Source organism: Akkermansia sp., assembly GCF_020860705.1.
Taxonomy (GTDB): Bacteria; Verrucomicrobiota; Verrucomicrobiia; order Verrucomicrobiales; family Akkermansiaceae; genus Akkermansia.
On sequence record NZ_JAJBTT010000019.1, the window covers coordinates 68,354 to 85,419 of the forward strand.

At 57.7% G+C, this 17,066-nt stretch carries 16 protein-coding genes; 6 read left to right on the forward strand and 10 right to left on the reverse strand.

The genetic code is table 11. From position 1 onward, the window contains the following. Window positions 1-4: 4 nt before the first annotated feature. Window positions 5-580, reverse strand: coding sequence for a nicotinate (nicotinamide) nucleotide adenylyltransferase (gene nadD, locus LIO64_RS04080; RefSeq protein ID WP_290548174.1), 576 nt, complete (start codon window positions 578-580; stop codon window positions 5-7). A gap of 20 nt (window positions 581-600) precedes the next feature. Beyond that, window positions 601-1,278, reverse strand: coding sequence for a M23 family metallopeptidase (locus tag LIO64_RS04085; RefSeq protein WP_290548175.1), 678 nt, complete (start codon window positions 1,276-1,278; stop codon window positions 601-603). A 191-nt stretch (window positions 1,279-1,469) separates the two neighbouring features. Here LIO64_RS04085 and LIO64_RS04090 point away from each other — a divergent pair, with 191 nt between their 5' ends. Next, entirely contained in the window at window positions 1,470-3,548 is a 2,079-nt protein-coding gene (locus LIO64_RS04090) for an alpha-L-fucosidase (RefSeq protein ID WP_290548176.1), read from the forward strand. 589 nt (window positions 3,549-4,137) lie between these two features. Here LIO64_RS04090 and LIO64_RS04095 read toward each other — a convergent pair. Both LIO64_RS04095 and rph read right to left on the reverse strand, forming a co-directional pair. Then, window positions 4,138-4,896 (reverse strand): type II secretion system protein, encoded by a 759-nt coding sequence (locus LIO64_RS04095; protein WP_290548177.1) that lies wholly within the window; start codon window positions 4,894-4,896, stop codon window positions 4,138-4,140. A 197-nt stretch (window positions 4,897-5,093) separates the two neighbouring features. Continuing rightward, a complete protein-coding gene (gene rph, locus LIO64_RS04100) occupies window positions 5,094-5,879 on the reverse strand; it encodes a ribonuclease PH (RefSeq protein WP_290548178.1) in 786 nt (261 codons plus the stop codon). Between the two features lie 80 nt (window positions 5,880-5,959). On the opposite strand from rph, the gene LIO64_RS04105 reads away from it, so the two are divergent. After that, complete coding sequence (locus tag LIO64_RS04105; protein WP_290548179.1) at window positions 5,960-7,339, forward strand: nucleotide pyrophosphatase/phosphodiesterase family protein; 1,380 nt, start codon at window positions 5,960-5,962, stop codon at window positions 7,337-7,339. A 19-nt stretch (window positions 7,340-7,358) separates the two neighbouring features. Here the strand turns inward: LIO64_RS04105 and LIO64_RS04110 are convergent, their stop codons facing one another. The 4 genes from LIO64_RS04110 to cdaA all read right to left on the reverse strand — a co-directional run bounded on the left by LIO64_RS04110 (window position 7,359) and on the right by cdaA (window position 11,291). Continuing rightward, window positions 7,359-9,503: a family 20 glycosylhydrolase gene (locus tag LIO64_RS04110; RefSeq protein ID WP_290548180.1), complete on the reverse strand. Its 2,145-nt coding sequence runs from the start codon at window positions 9,501-9,503 to the stop codon at window positions 7,359-7,361. Between the two features lie 210 nt (window positions 9,504-9,713). Further along, window positions 9,714-10,355, reverse strand: a complete 642-nt coding sequence (bioD, locus tag LIO64_RS04115) for a dethiobiotin synthase (RefSeq protein ID WP_290548181.1) — start codon at window positions 10,353-10,355, stop codon at window positions 9,714-9,716. Window positions 10,356-10,369: 14 nt separating this feature from the next. After that, the gene (locus LIO64_RS04120) at window positions 10,370-10,522 is read right to left on the reverse strand and encodes a hypothetical protein (RefSeq protein ID WP_012419453.1); all 153 of its coding nucleotides are present in this window, start codon (window positions 10,520-10,522) and stop codon (window positions 10,370-10,372) included. After that, window positions 10,500-11,291: a diadenylate cyclase CdaA gene (gene cdaA, locus LIO64_RS04125; RefSeq protein WP_257996465.1), complete on the reverse strand. Its 792-nt coding sequence runs from the start codon at window positions 11,289-11,291 to the stop codon at window positions 10,500-10,502. Before cdaA ends, LIO64_RS04120 begins: the two co-directional genes overlap by 23 nt. 258 nt (window positions 11,292-11,549) lie before the next feature. Here cdaA and LIO64_RS04130 point away from each other — a divergent pair, with 258 nt between their 5' ends. After that, window positions 11,550-12,533, forward strand: a complete 984-nt coding sequence (locus LIO64_RS04130; RefSeq protein ID WP_290548182.1) for a hypothetical protein — start codon at window positions 11,550-11,552, stop codon at window positions 12,531-12,533. 128 nt (window positions 12,534-12,661) lie between these two features. Continuing rightward, a complete protein-coding gene (locus LIO64_RS04135) occupies window positions 12,662-13,648 on the forward strand; it encodes a M28 family peptidase (RefSeq protein ID WP_290548183.1) in 987 nt (328 codons plus the stop codon). Window positions 13,649-13,686: 38 nt separating this feature from the next. Here LIO64_RS04135 and LIO64_RS04140 read toward each other — a convergent pair whose 3' ends face one another. Together LIO64_RS04140 and panC are read right to left on the reverse strand one after the other, a co-directional pair. Then, window positions 13,687-14,340 carry an ABC transporter ATP-binding protein gene (locus LIO64_RS04140; protein WP_290548184.1) on the reverse strand — a complete coding sequence of 218 codons (654 nt, stop codon included), beginning with the start codon at window positions 14,338-14,340 and terminating at the stop codon, window positions 13,687-13,689. A 29-nt stretch (window positions 14,341-14,369) separates the two neighbouring features. Next, on the reverse strand, window positions 14,370-15,215 hold the full coding sequence (panC, locus tag LIO64_RS04145; protein WP_290548185.1) for a pantoate--beta-alanine ligase: 846 nt from the start codon (window positions 15,213-15,215) through the stop codon (window positions 14,370-14,372). 149 nt (window positions 15,216-15,364) lie between these two features. Between panC and LIO64_RS04150 the strand changes: the two genes are divergently transcribed. Continuing rightward, on the forward strand, window positions 15,365-15,961 hold the full coding sequence (locus LIO64_RS04150; protein WP_290548186.1) for an OmpH family outer membrane protein: 597 nt from the start codon (window positions 15,365-15,367) through the stop codon (window positions 15,959-15,961). A 39-nt stretch (window positions 15,962-16,000) separates the two neighbouring features. Then, window positions 16,001-17,038: a UDP-3-O-(3-hydroxymyristoyl)glucosamine N-acyltransferase gene (lpxD, locus tag LIO64_RS04155; protein ID WP_290548187.1), complete on the forward strand. Its 1,038-nt coding sequence runs from the start codon at window positions 16,001-16,003 to the stop codon at window positions 17,036-17,038. Window positions 17,039-17,066: the final 28 nt, after the last annotated feature.

Genomic DNA, 17,066 nt, shown 5'->3' on the forward strand with positions numbered 1-17,066 from the left:
CCTCTTATCCCTGCACGACTCCATACAGGCCTTCCCGCCTGATCAGGCCCTCCACCTCCGGATTCAAATGGGGCACCGGACATACACCCGCACGGAGATCCTGCCGCACGCGGGTAGAAGAAGCGGGCTCGTCCCCGCCAATGAAAACGGCGCGCACCCTTTCCCTGGGCAGCGGCTCTCCGCCACGGTGGTACACGATGAACGTCACCAGTCCGGCCAGGTGCTCCCAGCGGCCCCACTGTTCCAGTGAATCCCACTGGTCCTTCCCCATCAGCCAGAACAGCTCCGCCCCGGGATAACGGTCCGCCGTGCACTCAGCCACCCTCCATGACCACGAGGGCGGCGGAAGGTTCAAATCCGTTCGGTCAAGCACGGCCCAGTCCATCCCCCGGAGCGCCAGCTCAATCATCCGGCAGCGCTGGTCATCCGTTACGGCGGGGGCCTGATCCTTCAGTGGAGACAGGGAGCACGGCATGAACAGTACGCGGTCCAGCCTGCAATATTCACGGGCATGGGCGGCCACGCGAACATGCCCCTCATGCACGGGATCAAACGAACCGCCGAAAATACACAGCTTCACCGCCCGTCATTCATCAAAAATCAAAGCCCCTCCGTACCCTTGTAAGGCAGGAACCCGCCGATGGGCACGCGCACCATCCTCTTTTCCAGAGGCAGACGGCGGAAACGGTTGATAAAATCCGTCAACCGCCCGTAATTGCGCTCCGTCTTCGGAATCCCCTGGTGACCGCAATTCACGTCCGGATTGTAATGCAGCTCCACATGAAGGTGGGCCGGGTACATGCCGCGATTCGTGCCGATGGTGCCTACCTGGGTGCCGCGGAGCACCAGCTGCCCCAGCACGACGTTAATATCGTTCAAATGGGCGTAAAGAGTCTGGCAGCACAGGACCTTTCCGGACTTGGGTTCGCGGAAGGCATGCCGGACAATGACTACCTTTCCCCATGCGCCGCGGGCGTCCGCCGCATACGTCACCACCCCGTGGCCCACGGAATAAACGGGATCGCCCAGGTCGGAATTGCCGCCGCCATTGCCGTTCCAGTCCTCGCCCATGTGGCGGGGGCTTTTCACGCGCAGGCCGCGGGACCGGTAATAGCCGTTGCCGTCAGGCTTGCCCACCGGAAAATCAAAACCGTCGCAAAGGGGTACGAGCGCGAACTTGCTGTCCCGCCGGGCCATGTAAACAGGAGCGCCCTCACTGATCAATGCAGACCCGGTCAAAAAAAACAGCGCCAGCAGTAAAAAACGGAAGTAGAACATGGGAACAAAATTCCTTTGTATGCTAAACGGGTGCCTGGCCCGTATCAAGCGGAATTCCCCGCATGTCGGAGTTAGAAGCTGCTAACACGCCCCATCCCTCTTTTTCCGTTCCCTTTCAACTTGACAGCCAAACCTTCCTATGAAAGAAGAAGGGGACATTCCCCGTATTTCTTCAACATACTTTTTTCTGCATGAACAAACTCTCCTGCCTCCTCCTCGGAACGGCTCTCTCCGCTTCCACGCTGCCCGGATGGGCCGCAGACCCTCCCAAACCCTACGGAGCCGTGCCCACTCCATCCCAGGTCAACTGGCAACGCATGGAATTCTACGGTTTTATCCACTTCGGCCTGAACACCTTCACAGGAAGGGAATGGGGATATGGAGACGAAAACCCGAAAATCTTCAATCCAACGGATTTCAATGCCTCCGACATCGTCGCTACCTTTAAAAAGGGCGGAATGAAAGGAATGATTTACACGGCCAAACACCACGACGGCTTCTGCGCGTGGCCCACCAAGTCCACGGACCACAACATTACCCAAAGCCCGTGGAAAAACGGCAAGGGAGACGTGGTCAAGGAATTCGCCCAGGCCTGCAAAAAACACGGCATCAAATTCGGCACCTACCTCAGCCCGTGGGACCGCAACAATGCGGACTATGGCAAGGAAGGCTATCTGGACGTTTATTACAAGCAAATCCGCGAACTGCTGACCAACTACGGCCCCGTCTTTGAAATCTGGTTTGACGGAGCCAACGGGGGGGACGGCTACTACGGTGGAGCCAAGGAAAAGCGCAACATCGGCGATGCGGAAAAGTACTACAACTTTGAGAAAATCGTGGAGATGATCCGCAAAATCCAGCCCAACTGCATCATCTGGGGCGCGGGCCACTACGGAGACGCCCGCTGGGGCGGCTCTGAAAAAGGCCACGTCAACTATCCCCACTGGAGCACGGTAGGGCTGAACGGCGGAGGCGGAGGAACCGGCAAACGCGGCGGAGAACGCTGGGTGCCGGCGGAAGGGGATACCACCATCAACCATTCCGGCTGGTTCTGGCACCAGGGGCAGGCTTCCCGCGTCAAATCTCCGGAAGAACTCATGCAGGTATGGTTTGACTCCGTGGGACGCGGAGCCAACCTAATCCTGAACGTGGCGGCGGACAAAACCGGGAAGCTGGACCCTGCGGACGTTAAATCCCTGCTGGAATTCAAGGAACTGCGTGACAAGCTGTATGCCAAGGACTACGCCCTGGGCGCCACCGTCACGGCCAGCCAGACGCGCGGCAATGACAAGAAATTCGCCCCCTCCAACATGACGGACGGCAACATGGAAACCTACTGGGCCGTGGAGGACGACAACTTGACGCCCACCGCCTTCATCACGCTGCCCAAACCCGCCACCTTCGACGTCATCCGGCTGCGCGAACAGATCCGCCTGGGCCAGCGCGTGGACTCCTTTAACATTGACGCCTTCATCAACGGCAAATGGGTCTGCATCGACAATGAAGGGAAAACCATCGGCAACCAGGTCATGCGGCGTTTGAACCGCCCCATCACCACCCAGAAGCTGCGTCTGCGCATCACGGGCAGCCAGGCCACGCCCTGCATCTCAGAATTCTCCCTCTTCCGCCAGCCGGCAGGCGCCGTGCGGCCCTCCATCTTCCGCCGCGGAGACAACCTCATCATCCTTGCGGACGGCAAGAACAAAATCCTGTACACGACGGACGGCAGCGAACCCAAGGAAGGTTCCCCCGTCTACAGCCAGGGCGCCAAATTTGCGGACAGCGGCACCGTCAAGGCCCGCTGCCAATTCTCCAACGGCAAGCTGGGTCCCGTCAGCCAGGCCAAATTCGGCATCAGCAAAACCGGGTGGAAGGTGAAAAATGCTACTTCCGGAAACGCAGCAGCAGCCATTGACGATAATCCGGAAACCTCCTGGTTCGCCAAGGCTGAGGCGCCTCAATCCTTTGTGGTGGACATGGGCAAACCCTACCAGGTCTCCAGCTTCTCCTACCTGCCCAGGCAAGATGGAAAAACCTCCGGAATGACGGACAAATACCAGTTTGAAGTAAGCCCGGACGGAAAAACCTGGACGAAGGCGGCGGAAGGTGAATTCTCCAACCTCCGCGCCAATCCCATCGAGCAATCCGTCAACCTCAAGAACGTCAAGGAACCCGTACGCTACTTCCGCTTCACCGGCACGAACTCGCTGGACGGCAACAGCGCGTCCGCAGCGGAAATCAACGTCTTCGGCACGCTCGCAGGCAAATAAATCCATCCTCTTTTTCCCATTAAGGCGTTCCGGCTTTTCAAGGCTGGAACGCCTTTCTTATGCACCTGCCCGTCTGAAAATCATGCACCGGATTTGTCCATAAAGGGGGGAGAAAACCGCTATACCGCTCTTTCCGGACGGAAGAAACGATAGGGGGAAACGGCTACGGACTAACAGCACAGCGCCTTTTAACTCCGCTTGTAACCGTATCAGCAGGCAGGGGATTCTAAACTCCCCGGAAGATTGAAGAAGGATCCGGCACAGCCTCCTCCTTCAAGACCGTTGCCATACAAGGCACCCTGGATTTATGGGAAAAGACGCTGCATCCCCTTTCCAGGCAACCGTTCCCTATCCCCGCCAGATGCGCCATGCATCCGTCAAATCACCATGGAAAAAAAACCAGCACTGCATTTCCCCCCCGGCTCCTCCGGTGCACAGGCAGTCCCACTCCTGTCTTCCTTTTTTCCCGCCCACTCCGCCATGCGGGCCTCCGGAGACCCAGCCTCCCTCGTTTTACGGATGGCCGTCCATGAAAAAGGGCGCATCCCGAAGGATGCGCCCTGTGCAAATCATGCCGATGGAAAGAAACTTATTCCTGGCCGCTGAAATCAGGCGTGAGGATCAGGAACTGGTCGCTGACGTCCTTGCCCCTTCTCTTGGGGATGAAGGTGTCCTGCAAATTGTTGTTATCGTCCAGTTCCAGAGTCTTGGCGCTCTGGGCAGTCGTGAAAATCAGCACCTTGCCACGGAAGCTTTCCGGGTCAAAGCGGACGGCGTTGCCGGCCACGACGGTGCTGCCGTCTTCACCGGGAAGGACGGAAGTAACCATGAGAGGATATTCGCCCACGGAGCTGCCGATGCCTACCTTCTTGTTATTGTCGCCCTTGCGCATGACGTAGGAGATACCCACTTCACCGGGGGTCAGGGCCTTGCCGTCGTAAATTTCACCGTCGGGAGTAACCGTGGAACCGCCGGAAGGAGTCTGGACCTTGGCATAGAAGTTGCTTTCGGAAACGGACTCATTGCCCAGCAACTGGCGGAAGTAGTCGTTGGAGGTGTCGCCCTGGAGAGCGCCCAGGCCAGCCATGTAGTTGTGCTGTGCCACCACGCGGTCAGCGGTGATGTCATCCGGGAAGTTGCCCAGCTTGCTATTGGACTTGAACTCGTTCATCGCCACGCCCACGTTCTTCATGTTGGTCAGGGCCTGCATCTGGTCGCCCTTGTTGATCTGGTTCAGAATCGGACCGTACGCCACGGAAGCCAGCAGGGCGATAATGGCGATAACAACCAAAAGTTCGATCAGGGTGAACCCCCTGCGTAACTGGCGTGTTGCAAAAGATACTTTCATTGTTGGATATGATGGAATGTTTACAGTTTAAGAAAACCGTACGTGGTTATCTATGTTCGTTTCTACTATTAACGTGATTTCCCAGTCAGGACAAGCATATTCTCACAAAAATCTTGACTCCGGGAAGGCGCCGGGACTGCTCTTCCCCTCCGTTTGCAGGGGGGCCGGAAAAATCCCGCGCCATGGGAAAACCGTTCCTACCTGCCGCTGCCGAAAAAGGAGCTCAATCCTTCCAGCGCTCCGGCGTCCGGCTTGTCCGCCTCGGCAATCACCTGGCGCTGAAGCTCGGCGATCTCTTCCAGGCCCTTGCGTCCCAATTCCAGCATCCGGCTCATCTGGTCCGCCGTGAAGACGGCTTCCTCCCCGGAGCCCTGCACTTCCACAAATTCTCCCTGGTCTGTCATCACCAGGTTCATGTCCACTTCCGCATCCTTGTCCTCCACATAACAGAGGTCCAGCAAGGCCTCCCCGCCCAGCATCCCCACGGACACGGCGGAAACCAGTCTCTTCAGGGGGGACTCCGCCAGCTTCCCTTCCGCCACCAGCTTGTTCACCGCCATGGACAAAGCCACGGAAGCCCCGGTAATGGAAGCGGTGCGGGTACCCCCGTCCGCCTGCAGCACGTCGCAGTCCACCCAGATCGTGCGCTGGCCGATCTTGCCCAGATCCACGGCGGCCCTCAGGGAACGGCCGATCAGGCGCTGGATTTCGCTCGAACGGCCGTCCAGCTTTCCTGCCGTGATGTCGCGGCGCTTGCGGTCAAGCGTGGAATAGGGGAGCATGGAATACTCCGCAGTCAGCCAGCCGCCCTCCACGCGCTGGACCTTCATCCAGCGGGGCACGTCCTCTTCAATGGTAACGGCGCAAATCACCTTGGTGCGGCCGAAGGTCACCAGCACGGAAGCCGTGGCATTCGGGGCGATTCCCGTTTCAAAGCTGATCGGACGCAACTGGTCCACAAGTCGTTTATCCTGACGTTCCATGCGAGGAATCATGACGGATGCGTGCGTTTTTTTCAAATGGAAAGATGGAAATCCCGCATCAAACCGGTAATATTCCTCCCATGAAACTCCCTCGCACCCGTGTGGCCGTCATTGACGTGGTGGCCCTTTCCCGCCAGATGATGGAACACATGCCGCGGCTTACCGCCTGGGCGGATGGTCGCCGCCTTTCCTCCTTTCCGCCAGCCTTCCCCGCCCTTACCTGCACTGCGCAGAGCTCCTATGTAACGGGGCTTCCTCCGCAGGAGCACGCCATCCCCGGCAATGGATGGTACAACCGGAACATGAGTGAAATCCAGTTCTGGAAGCAATCCAACAAGCTGGTCCAGGGACCGCGCCTCTGGGAAAAACTGAGGGAACAGTACGGCCCCGGCTTCACCTGCGCCAAGCTCTTCTGGTGGTACAACATGTACTCCACGGCGGACTGGACCATGACGCCGCGCCCCATGTACCCGGCGGACGGCCGCAAGGTCTTTGACATTTACACCCAGCCCATGGAACTCCGTGAAACCATTAAAAAAGATCTGGGTGAATTCCCCTTCCCCACCTTCTGGGGCCCCATGGCCGGCATCCAGTCCTCCCGGTGGATAGCGGACTCCGCCCGGTGGATTGAACGGAAGCACCGCCCCAGCCTCAGCCTCATCTACCTGCCCTACCTGGACTATGACCTCCAGAAATTCGGTCCTTCCTCCACCCAGGCGGCACAGGCGGCGGAAGCTATGGACGGGCTCCTCTGCGACCTGATCGACTTTCTGGAACAGGAAGGCGTCACCCCCATCATCCTCAGTGAATACGGCATCTCCGACGTCTCCCGCAGCATTGCCCTCAACCGCCTCTTCCGGGAACGGGGCTGGATCACCGTCAAACCGGAAATGGGCACGGAAATGCTGGACTGCGGAGCCTCACGGGCTTTTGCCGTGGCGGACCACCAGGTAGCCCAGATTTACATCAATGACCCTTCCGTAAAAGAGGAAGTGAAAGCGCTGCTCACCGCCACCCCCGGCGTGGAGGAAATCAGTGAGACGGACTTCTCCGCTCTGAATCCTGCGGCTCAGGAACGGCTGCCGGACTTCACCGCCATCGCGGCGCCGGATGCCTGGTTCACCTACTACTACTGGATGGACGACGCCAAGGCCCCGGACTTCGCCCGCTGCGTGGACATCCACCGCAAACCCGGCTACGACCCCGCGGAAATGTTCTTTGACCCGGAGCTCTCCTTCCCCATGCTCCATGCCGCCGCCTTCCTGCTGAAAAAAAAGCTGGGGTTCCGCGCCCTGATGAAAGTCATCCCCCTCAACGGAGACCAGGTGAAAGGCTCCCATGGCAGGGACCGGGTACCCGCAGACCAGCAGCCCGTATTCATTGGCCCTGCCGCCCTGCCGGAAATCCATTCCCCGCAGGACGTGCACGAAGCCATCCTCTCCGCTTTTGCGGAAGACTGACGGCAGACGCGAAAAGCTTTCACCGGGCATCCGGGACCGGGTCATACTCCAGTCCCGGAACCTCCCGGTAATGGATGCCGTCCCATAGCACGGGAATGCAGCAGAAAAACCAGCCCCTCTGTCCGCTATCCCCCTTCCAGTGGCCGAAAACGCTGCGTATCAATACCCGGTTCACCCCCTTGCGGAGCTTCACCTTCACGGGAGGGCGGAAAAAATACCCCTCCCAGGTCAGCGGAGCTTCCTCAATGCGCCCCTTGCCCCATCCCCCCCACGGCAGGCTTTTGAACGGCCACTTGGGAGGCTTCACCCGCTTCCCATTCAGCCATACGTCCCCGCCGGAAAAATCCCAGCTCCCCTGCTCCGGGGCGCGTGCGCTGCGGTATCCCCCGGAATGCCCCCACATGCCGTTCAGGCCGAACATCAGCCACACCTCCTGCTCCCTGGGGCTGCGGATGGAAGTCAGCGCATAGCAGGTACCCGCACCTTTTCCCACATCCTCGGACATCAGCGTAGGCCAGTGGTCCAGCCGGTACTGGTTCCGGTGCATGTTGAACATCGCAAAAAGATGCCTGATATGAACCGCACCGCCGTAAACGGGCGTGCCCTTCCAGGTCAGAATTCTGTCCCCATCCCGGTAGGAGACGGCAATCTTCCGTTCCGGTTCAAAGGACATATCGTTCCTTCCCCGGTGGTCGAATGGCCCCACCAGGCTCCACGCCATATCCGCCTGCTTCACGTAGGCAAAAGGAACTCCCCGGAAAAAACTGTCCCGGTGGGAGGCCAGACGCTCCTCAAACTCCCGGAACTCCGTCCACCCGGCCGTTCCCCTGGGTGGAAGCTGTGCCATGTAATCCTTCCTCTTGGTGGAACTGCCGCGCCAGACGCGTTCCGCAAAAGTCAGAGCACAGGGATAAAAGGGATACTGTTCCAGCACCCTTTTCTCACTGCTCAGGTTCCCGTCGCACCACACGGGCATGACGGCCCCTAAAGCCTTTTCATCCCCTCTGGGAACCTCGCAGGGCTGCTGGAAAAACACCTGGTACACCCCGGACTGGGAATCCGCCCAGTCAATGTAGAAACCATTGCTGTCTATGCGCTTCATCTCCTTGTCCATCCTGACTCCAACCTCGCTCTCCCCCCAGCACATCAAGACGGAATCCTTATCATGCGGGCCGCCCGGCGACCACACGACCACCTCCTTCCCCTTTCCGCGGATATACTCCGCCATGCGCGGGACAAAATCCTTCATGGTCATGTGCACCTCATCGGACCCCATATGGAAATACCTGCCGGGGAATATGGAAACGGCCTCATCCACGACATCCTTCAATATGGAAACGCCCTCCTCTGTCTGCATGTCGGTATTCATGGCCCGGGTAAAAGACCTGCTGTGCCCCGGCATGTCAATCTCCGGAATCACCTGGATATTCAGCCGTGCGCAGTATTCCACCAAGTCCTTCAACTGCTCCTGCGTGTAAAACCTCCCCGGCTGCCGGGACTTCCAGTGAAAGGCGCCATCCGTCAGGGCCGGATGTTTCTTCACCTCCAGCCTCCAGGCGGGATCATCCGTCAAATGCAGATGCAGTACATTAATCTTATAGCGGGAAACCCGGCGCATCATCTCCTTGATAAATGCGGGGGACATGTAATAACGCCCTACATCCAGCATGACGCCCCGCAGGGCGAAGGCGGGTTCGTCACTGATCTGCACGAACGGCATGAAAAACTCATCCTCCTCTCTGGAAATCAACTGCCTCAGCGTTTGCAGGGCATTGAAAAAACCGCTGAAGCTCCCTGCCCGTACGGCAACCTTTCCCTGACTGACTGACAGGACATACCTTTCCCCCTGCATCCCGGCATCAGGACGCAGCTCCCAAGCCACGCAGCCTTCCGCTATTCTATCCCTTTCCGGGGAAACGGGAATGCCGGACATCCGGAACACATCCTCCATCTCCCGCATCAAATCATCCCTGCGTGGAATGTCCGGGGAAGCATACACATGCACGCTTTTAAAGCGAACCTCCCCCGTTCCCCTGGTGACTTGGGCAGGGTACGGGATCAGAGCAGGGGAGGAAAACTCCGGTACAGGCGCGGTTACCACCTCTCCGGCATGAGCGCTCCACAGGGAATAAACCGGCAGGATGGCAAAACACCATACCGGCATACTGAAAACTCTGGGCAAAAACATCCTCTCATTTACGGCAGTGTTCCACCGCACCTCTCAAAACCGGCCCTCCAGGCATGAAAAACATCCGGGGTCTCTGGTCTTTTCAGCTCATGAGGACCGGACTATTTCCGCCGCTGTTCTGATTTCTGAAATGGAACATGGTAAAAGGGCTTCTTCATCCCCTTCCATCAGCCACCGCTTTCGTACTCAATGCAAACGTTCCAGCAGGACGGCAATGTCCATGGAATCCTGCCCATGAATCAGCTCCCCGAGAATGGGCGCGTCGGAAAACTCCTCCACCATGCTCCTGTTCGTCACGCAGGCCGTATCCCACTCATCCTTCACGTTATTGAACACAATACCCAGGCACTCCAGGCCGCGCGCCTTGATGGCATTCAGCGTCAGAAGGGCATGGTTGATGGCCCCCAGCTTGTTGCCGATCACCAACAGCACGGGCAGCTTGAAATCTGAGGCCATGTCGCTGAAATTCCGTCCGGGACCGATCGGAACTTCCCATCCCCCCACTCCTTCCATCAGCACGCACTCATGGGCGGAGGTCAGGGAGTCATAAGCGCGCCGGATCGCTCTTTCATCCACCTCCGTATTCTCCAGCCGTGCGGCCACATAAGGGCAGGTGGCGTTCTTCAGGAAGACGGGATTCAACTCATCCAGCGTCAGGCCCTCCGGTCCGGCTTCACGCAGGTGGCGGGCGTCCTGCCTGTCTCCGCAGGCTACGGGCTTGAACCCCGCGGCGTTGACGCCCGCTTCTCGCAGAGCCTTGACGATCAGGCAGCTCACGTAAGTCTTCCCGACTTCCGTATCGGTTCCGGTAACAATGAAATTCCTCATATCAACACTCAAATTCAGGGATGGGATCTTCTGATTTCTTCCAGCTGCCCCCGGGAGGGCACGCCGTCATTCGTAGTCACCCAGTGATTGATGAAAGACCAGATGATCACGGCCAGCACCAGGCAGAACAGCTTGGCCGGCCAGTTAAGCAATAGCAGTTTTTTCATTGGAAGAAGAAATATTCAGCAACTCTTCAAGGCGGCCCTTCAACTGTTCCGGCGTCAGGTTGCGTTCCAGCTTGCCGCCCACGGCCAGGGCAATCGCCCCCGTTTCCTCGGATACCACCACCACCACGCAATCGCTTTCCTCGGACATGCCCACGCCCGCCCGGTGGCGCAGCCCCAGGGTGCGGTCGCTCATCTCCTTCTGGGAGACCGGGAACACACAGGCGGCCGCGGAAATGCGGTCGCCGGAAATCACCACGCCCCCGTCGTGCAGGGCGGTCTTGGTATGGAAAATCGTCAGGGCCAGCTCAGGAGAAAAAATGGCGTCCAGCTTCACGCCGGAATCCTCAATGGGCTTCATGCTGATGCTCCGTTCAAAAGCGAACAGGGCGCCGAACCGCTGATTGGAAAGCTTGCTGACCGCCTTGCAGAAATTGTCCAGGAAATCAACCCGCTGGAGTTTGGCGAAGGAGGAGAAAAACGGATGACTGCCCAGCTTGGCCAGCCCTACACGCAGCTCCGGCTGGAAAATCACCACCAGGGCCAGCGCCAGGCCGGGGGCGAAAATGCGCGTCAGGATCCATGAAATAACGTTCAGCTGGAAGAAGAAAGCCAGCACCACCAGGGCCAGGAAGCAGGCGAACAGCCCCACCATGATGCGCGCGCCGCGCGTCGCATGGAAAGCGCGGTAAATCTGGTACAGGAACACCCACAGGATGAAAATTTCAACGATCGCCCGAAGCGCATCCTTGATCATAATCCAATCCCACATGAGCAACAAGCTACACAACAACCTGCAGGAATGCAATACCGATCATCTCCCTCAAATAATCACGCAGGGTTGCGCCGCTGGGCGTTTGGGAAAGAATACCTGGCATTTGGAAAAGCAAAGACGGAAACGGCCGCATGAAGCAGGTACCTTCAGGTTGCAAGTCCCAGGGAAGCAAAACCGGAGCATCCTGAAGGCTTATCACGGAGAACCCGAAAATCCGCATGGCAAACAGAGTAGGAAAAACAAGAAAACATATTCATGAGCAATATTTTGACAACAGCTAAAATAGGATTTGAATTCACCTTTGAATGTGATCCGCTGAATCCTCAGCACTGCAGCCAGGGCAATTGGACCCATTCCATCAAGAATGACGAAGCCATCACTCCCTCTCTGGAGGGAAACTACATGGACTTTGTAGACGAACTTGAGGGACGGCTGGGCGCACAGAATGAAGGCGCTGAAAAAACCGGAAAATTCGGCGAAAACGTTTACCGACTGACCTTTCAGGGTGAAAACGACCCTTTCTGGATAACCACCAGTCTTGACCCCGGAGTCATTGAAATACAAACAAAACCTGTAACCTTTCCGGAAATTACCGGCTCTCTGAGAGAAAATTTCGAATCCTTATTCACTGCCTTGACAGATCTCGGTTTCCGGGCCGGGGACGGGGGCGGCCATATCAATGTGGATTACAAAACGGGATTTAACAACAACTTCCTGTTGGCCGTCAATACATTGATCGCAACTGAAGAAAGGTACCGCGAACTACACGACAGCAACAGCCAATATGCTCCTTTAATAGATTCCGGGAATGACAAGAAGGATCCATTTCTTTCAAGTGACAGGATTCAAGCCACAGCGGCGACAAATAAGTCATGGGGAGGGGCACCATGCGAAGACAAGATGGAAGACCGTTTTCCGTCCTGGCTTTCACATGTCGGCAACGACGTCAGGTCTCCCCACCAATTCAGGAAGAAACATGCTGCATGGTTATTTCAACATCCTACCTGGACACAATTCCGGTATGACGACAGCAAACAATTCGGTCCTTACGTGGATAGCATTGACTGCGCCCTGCATTATCAGGCAATCAATATCGAACATTTATTTGAAGCAGATGAAAGCGTACGGAGAATGGAATTCAGGTTTTTTAAGTCCCAAAAAAACATGAATGACATCGAGGAGGGGATTCGTTTGATTAACGAACTGGTAGTCTCAGCTGAACGAAAGCTGCGGCCATAAGCGGAACCTATCATTCCAGACCCATTGAAAAAGCGCCATTTCCTGTTCAGGGGAATACGCAAAGTCAAATAGAATTCAGCCTGGTACATTGAAGTTGTCACCACAGAGGAGAATGCTATAAAGGGAACATGAAACTCCGGGTTTATCTCTCTCTGTTTTCCGCCCTGGCCGTTCTCACCATCTCCACAGGCTGCCTCATCTCCCACAGCACCACCCCCGCGGGCGGAAGCACACCTGCCGCGGCCGTCCGCCCGGGGCTGGAGCAGGAACTGAAAAAAGACGTCCGCTACCTGGCCAAAGACTGCCACCCGCGCCCGGCGGGTTATGAAAAAAACCAGGCCAAAGCCGTGGCATACATCGCCCGATCCCTGGCGGAATCGGGCGCCACCGTCACGTACCAGCCCTTCACGGCGGACAAGCGTACTTTCGTGAACGTCAGCGCCGTTTTCCCCGGCAAATCCGCCAAAAGAGTCATCATCGGCGCTCATTACGACACCTGCGGAGACACTCCCGGAGCGGACGATAACGCCAGCGGCGTGGCCGGACTGCTGGCCCTGGGACGCATGCTCAAGGGAGTCTCCCCCCACTGTACCATTGAGCTCATTGCGTACGCCAATGAGGAACCGCCCTACTTCGCCACGGAACACATGGGCAGCGCACAGCATGCGCAAAAACTCTATACGGAACAGATAGGCGTCAAAGCCATGATCTGCCTGGAAATGATCGGCTACTTCTCGGACCGGGAAGACAGCCAGACCTATCCCGCCGCGGGCATGGGGACGCTGTACCCGGACAAGGGAAATTTCATCGCCATCGTCGGCAACTGGAACAGCGTCAAGCTGGCGCGGACGGTTCAGAAAAACATGCAGCCGCTACTGCCTACCGTCCGCCTCAACCTTCCGGAAATCAAAGGCATGTGCATGGACTTCTCCGACCACCGCAACTTCTGGGCCAAAGACCTGCCCGCCGTCATGGTTACGGACACCTCCTTCTTCAGGAATCCGAACTACCATCAGAAAGGCGACCTGCCGGAAACGCTGGACTACCGCCGGATGGCCCAGGTGGTCCGGGGAGTGTACCAGGCCGTCCTGCATCTGGCGGCGGACTCCAAATAGAACGGAGATAAAACGGCTCCCGCCGGAACGGGCAGGCCTCAGACGGCACGGCCGTCCATGATCGTGATGATACGGTCCCCCCTGCGGGCCAGATGCTCGTCATGCGTCACGATCACCAGCGTCTTGCGGGATTCGTCCGCCAGGCTGAACAACAGGTCCAGCACCTCCGCGCCGTTCTTCCGGTCCAGATTGCCGGTAGGTTCATCGGCAAAAATAATAGGGGCGTCATTCGCCAGGGCGCGGGCGATCGCCACGCGCTGCTGTTCCCCGCCGCTCAACTCGCTCGGCAGATGGTTCAGGCGGTGGGACAGGCCCACGCGCTCCATCAGCTCCGTCACGTATTCCACGCGGGGCCGCCTGCCGATGGAGGAAGCCAGGCAGGCGTTTTCCAGCGCCGTCAATTCCGGCATCAGCAGGTAATTCTGGAAAATGAACCCCATCTTCCGGTTCCGGAACACGGACCGCGCCGTGGCGGACAAGGCGTAAATATCCGTCCCGTCAATCTCCACCCTCCCCTGCTGGGGCGTTTCCAGCCCGGCCAGCGTGTACATCAGCGTCGTCTTCCCGGCTCCGCTGGGGCCGCACAGGAACACCTTCTCCCCGGCGGCGATGCGCAGATCCACCCCGTGCAGAATCTCAATGGACTTCTTGCCGATGGAATAACTGCGGTGGAGGTTGGCGGCGGTGATCACGGGCGCAGTATAAGGAAATCCGGACCGGATTAAAGTTCTATATTGTCAATAAGACGCACGTCGCCAAAATAGACGGCGGCGGCCATCAAAGCCGGCTCCCGGTTCTCCGTCAGCGGCTGCATGGTCTCCGCATCCACAATTTCCAGATAATCGATGCGGGTGCCGGGCACCGTTTCAATCATGGCTGCTGCATGCTCCTTCACCTCCCGGACGTCCATTCCGGCCTGGAACTCCTCCCGCGCCTGAAGCATAGTCTTCCGTATCACGACGGCCTGCTCCTTCTGTTCCGGCGTCAGCCGGGCGTTCCGGGAAGAATAGGCCAGCCCGTTCCCATGCCTCACGATCTCCGCCCCGTGAATATGCACCGGGAAATCCAGGTCGCGCACCATGCGGCGGATAATCGCCAGCTGCTGGTAATCCTTCTTGCCGAAAATGGCGTCTGTGGGCTGCACCAGGTTAAACAGCTTGGCAAGCACCGTGCAGACGCCGGAAAAATGCCCCGGCCGGGACGCCCCGCACAGGGTGGAGGATAAAAAGCCCTCCTCCACGCTGATGCTGCGTTCCCCGGCATACATCTCTTCCGGGGAGGGGGAGAACACATAATCAACGCCCGCGCCTTCGCACAGCTCCAGATCCTTTTCAGGAGTGCGGGGATAGGTCTGGAGGTCGGAAGCGTTGTTGAACTGGATGGGATTGACGAAAATGCTGGCTACCACCACGCCGTCCTCCCCCGCCAGCTTGCGGGCCTGTTCCAGCAGGGACCGGTGCCCGTCGTGAAGGGCTCCCATCGTGGGAACGAGAACCACATGGTCATGCTTGCGGTGGTGCTTGAGGAGGGCCGCCTTCAACTGGGCCTTGGTGGAAAATGTTTGCATGCGCCTAAAGTGGGCCCATGATGACAAAAGTTCAATCCTGAAATATAGCTAGAAGGTTGACGCATGCCGTTCCCCATGTAAACTGGCAAAGTCAGAAGACGCTAAAAATTATGAGATTCTTCAAAACAGCATTATGTGTATCAGCTGCAATGGCATTCAGCGCCACTGCCAACGCCGAACTTAAAGTAGCAACGGTGGACGTGCAGAAACTCTTCACCGACTATTACAAGACCCATGAAGCCCAGGCGGAAGTGGACAAGGCTGCCCAGACCGTGCAGGAAACCAACAACACCCGCGCGGAAACCATCAAGAAGATGGAAGCCGACTTCAATGACATGGTCAAAAAGCTTCAGGATCCCATGCTGAATGAAAAGGACAAGAAGGACCTGGAACAGAAGGCACAGATCAAGCGTCAGGAAGTCATCGCGCTGGAACAGGAACGCCGCGGCTTCGTGGAACGCCAGCTCAAGTCCCTCCAGGAACAGATGAAGGTGCGCTCCACCAAGATCATGGGTGAAATCACCAAGATCACGGAAGGCATCGCCACCAAGGGAAACTATGACCTCGTTCTGGACAAGAGCGCCCAGGCCCTCCGTTCCAACCAGGTCTTCGTATATACGAAGCCCAGCATGGACATCACCCCCACCGTGATGAAGGAACTCAACAAGGACGCCCCCAAGGACTTTGACCCCACCAAGAAAAAAGCACCGGCCGTCCCCGCCGCTCCCGCGGCTCCTGCCAACTAACCCTTGACATTATCCCCGGGAAGGCGGAATCATATCCCCATGAAGCTTACTCTTGAAGCCGTGGCTGCCCTCACCGGGGGAAAAATCCTTTCCGGCGACCCCGAACTGACTGTGTTCGGGGTCGCTTCACTTCTCGACGCCTCCCATGAGGAAGCCTCCTTCCTCGGCAATGAGAAATACTTTGAAGACTTCCTGCACACCTCTGCGGGAGTCGTCCTGGTGCCTCCGGGTCTTCCTGCGCACCCGGAAAACGTCGCCCTTGTGGAAGTGGACAATCCCTCCATGGCATTCAACGCCCTGGTAAAATACTTCATGGCTTCCTCCTACCGGTTCGCTCCCGGCATCCATCCCACCGCCATCATTGACCCCACCGCCAGCTTCAACCCGGACAAAATTCATGTGGGGGCCTATACCTGCATCGGCGCGCACTGCAAAATCGGGGACGGCACGGACATCGGCAACGGCTGCGACATCGGGGACGGCGTCACGATGGGTGAGAACTGCCGCCTGCACGCCAACGTCATCATCCGGGAACGCTGCAAGATCGGCAACCGGGTGGTCATCCAGCCCGGAGCCGTCATCGGTTCCGACGGTTTTGGCTTCCTGATGGGAGACAATGGCCGTTACGTGGGCATTGACCAGGTGGGCATCGTGGAACTGGGGGATGACGTAGACGTAGGCGCCAACACCACCATTGACCGCTCCAGATTCGGCCGCACCATCGTAGGGGAAGGCACCAAAATAGACAACCTGATCCAAATCGGCCACAATGTCGTCATCGGCAAGCATTGCGTGATTGCCGCCCAATCAGGAATCGCCGGCAGCACCAAAGTGGGCGACTATGCAACCATCGCCGCGCAGGTCGGCATCTCCGGACACCTTAAAATCGGTTCAAAAGTCATCCTGGGGGCCAAAACGGGAGTCATCTCGGATATTCCGGAAAACGTCACCTACTGGGGCTTCCCGGCATCTCCATTCAAGGATGCCAGCCGGCAATACGCCGCTCTCAGAAAGCTTCCGGCGCTGATTAAGGAAGTCCACGCGATCAAAAGAAACCTGGAATCGCCCGGCAAGTGACGGGACTTCCGCCGCCGGAATACTCACC

Bases quoted from the DNA above. Each gene is read 5' to 3' on its own strand.
- LIO64_RS04085 (WP_290548175.1), bottom strand. From the start codon at position 1,278: ATGTTCTACTTCCGTTTTTTACTGCTGGCGCTGTTTTTTTTGACCGGG.
- LIO64_RS04090 (WP_290548176.1), top strand. From the start codon at position 1,470: ATGAACAAACTCTCCTGCCTCCTCCTCGGAACGGCTCTCTCCGCTTCC.
- LIO64_RS04095 (WP_290548177.1), bottom strand. From the start codon at position 4,896: ATGAAAGTATCTTTTGCAACACGCCAGTTACGCAGGGGGTTCACCCTG.
- rph (WP_290548178.1), bottom strand. From the start codon at position 5,879: ATGGAACGTCAGGATAAACGACTTGTGGACCAGTTGCGTCCGATCAGC.
- LIO64_RS04105 (WP_290548179.1), top strand. From the start codon at position 5,960: ATGAAACTCCCTCGCACCCGTGTGGCCGTCATTGACGTGGTGGCCCTT.
- LIO64_RS04110 (WP_290548180.1), bottom strand. From the start codon at position 9,503: ATGCCGGTATGGTGTTTTGCCATCCTGCCGGTTTATTCCCTGTGGAGC.
- bioD (WP_290548181.1), bottom strand. From the start codon at position 10,355: ATGAGGAATTTCATTGTTACCGGAACCGATACGGAAGTCGGGAAGACT.
- LIO64_RS04120 (WP_012419453.1), bottom strand. From the start codon at position 10,522: ATGAAAAAACTGCTATTGCTTAACTGGCCGGCCAAGCTGTTCTGCCTG.
- cdaA (WP_257996465.1), bottom strand. From the start codon at position 11,291: ATGTGGGATTGGATTATGATCAAGGATGCGCTTCGGGCGATCGTTGAA.
- LIO64_RS04130 (WP_290548182.1), top strand. From the start codon at position 11,550: ATGAGCAATATTTTGACAACAGCTAAAATAGGATTTGAATTCACCTTT.
- LIO64_RS04135 (WP_290548183.1), top strand. From the start codon at position 12,662: ATGAAACTCCGGGTTTATCTCTCTCTGTTTTCCGCCCTGGCCGTTCTC.
- panC (WP_290548185.1), bottom strand. From the start codon at position 15,215: ATGCAAACATTTTCCACCAAGGCCCAGTTGAAGGCGGCCCTCCTCAAG.
- LIO64_RS04150 (WP_290548186.1), top strand. From the start codon at position 15,365: ATGGCATTCAGCGCCACTGCCAACGCCGAACTTAAAGTAGCAACGGTG.
- lpxD (WP_290548187.1), top strand. From the start codon at position 16,001: ATGAAGCTTACTCTTGAAGCCGTGGCTGCCCTCACCGGGGGAAAAATC.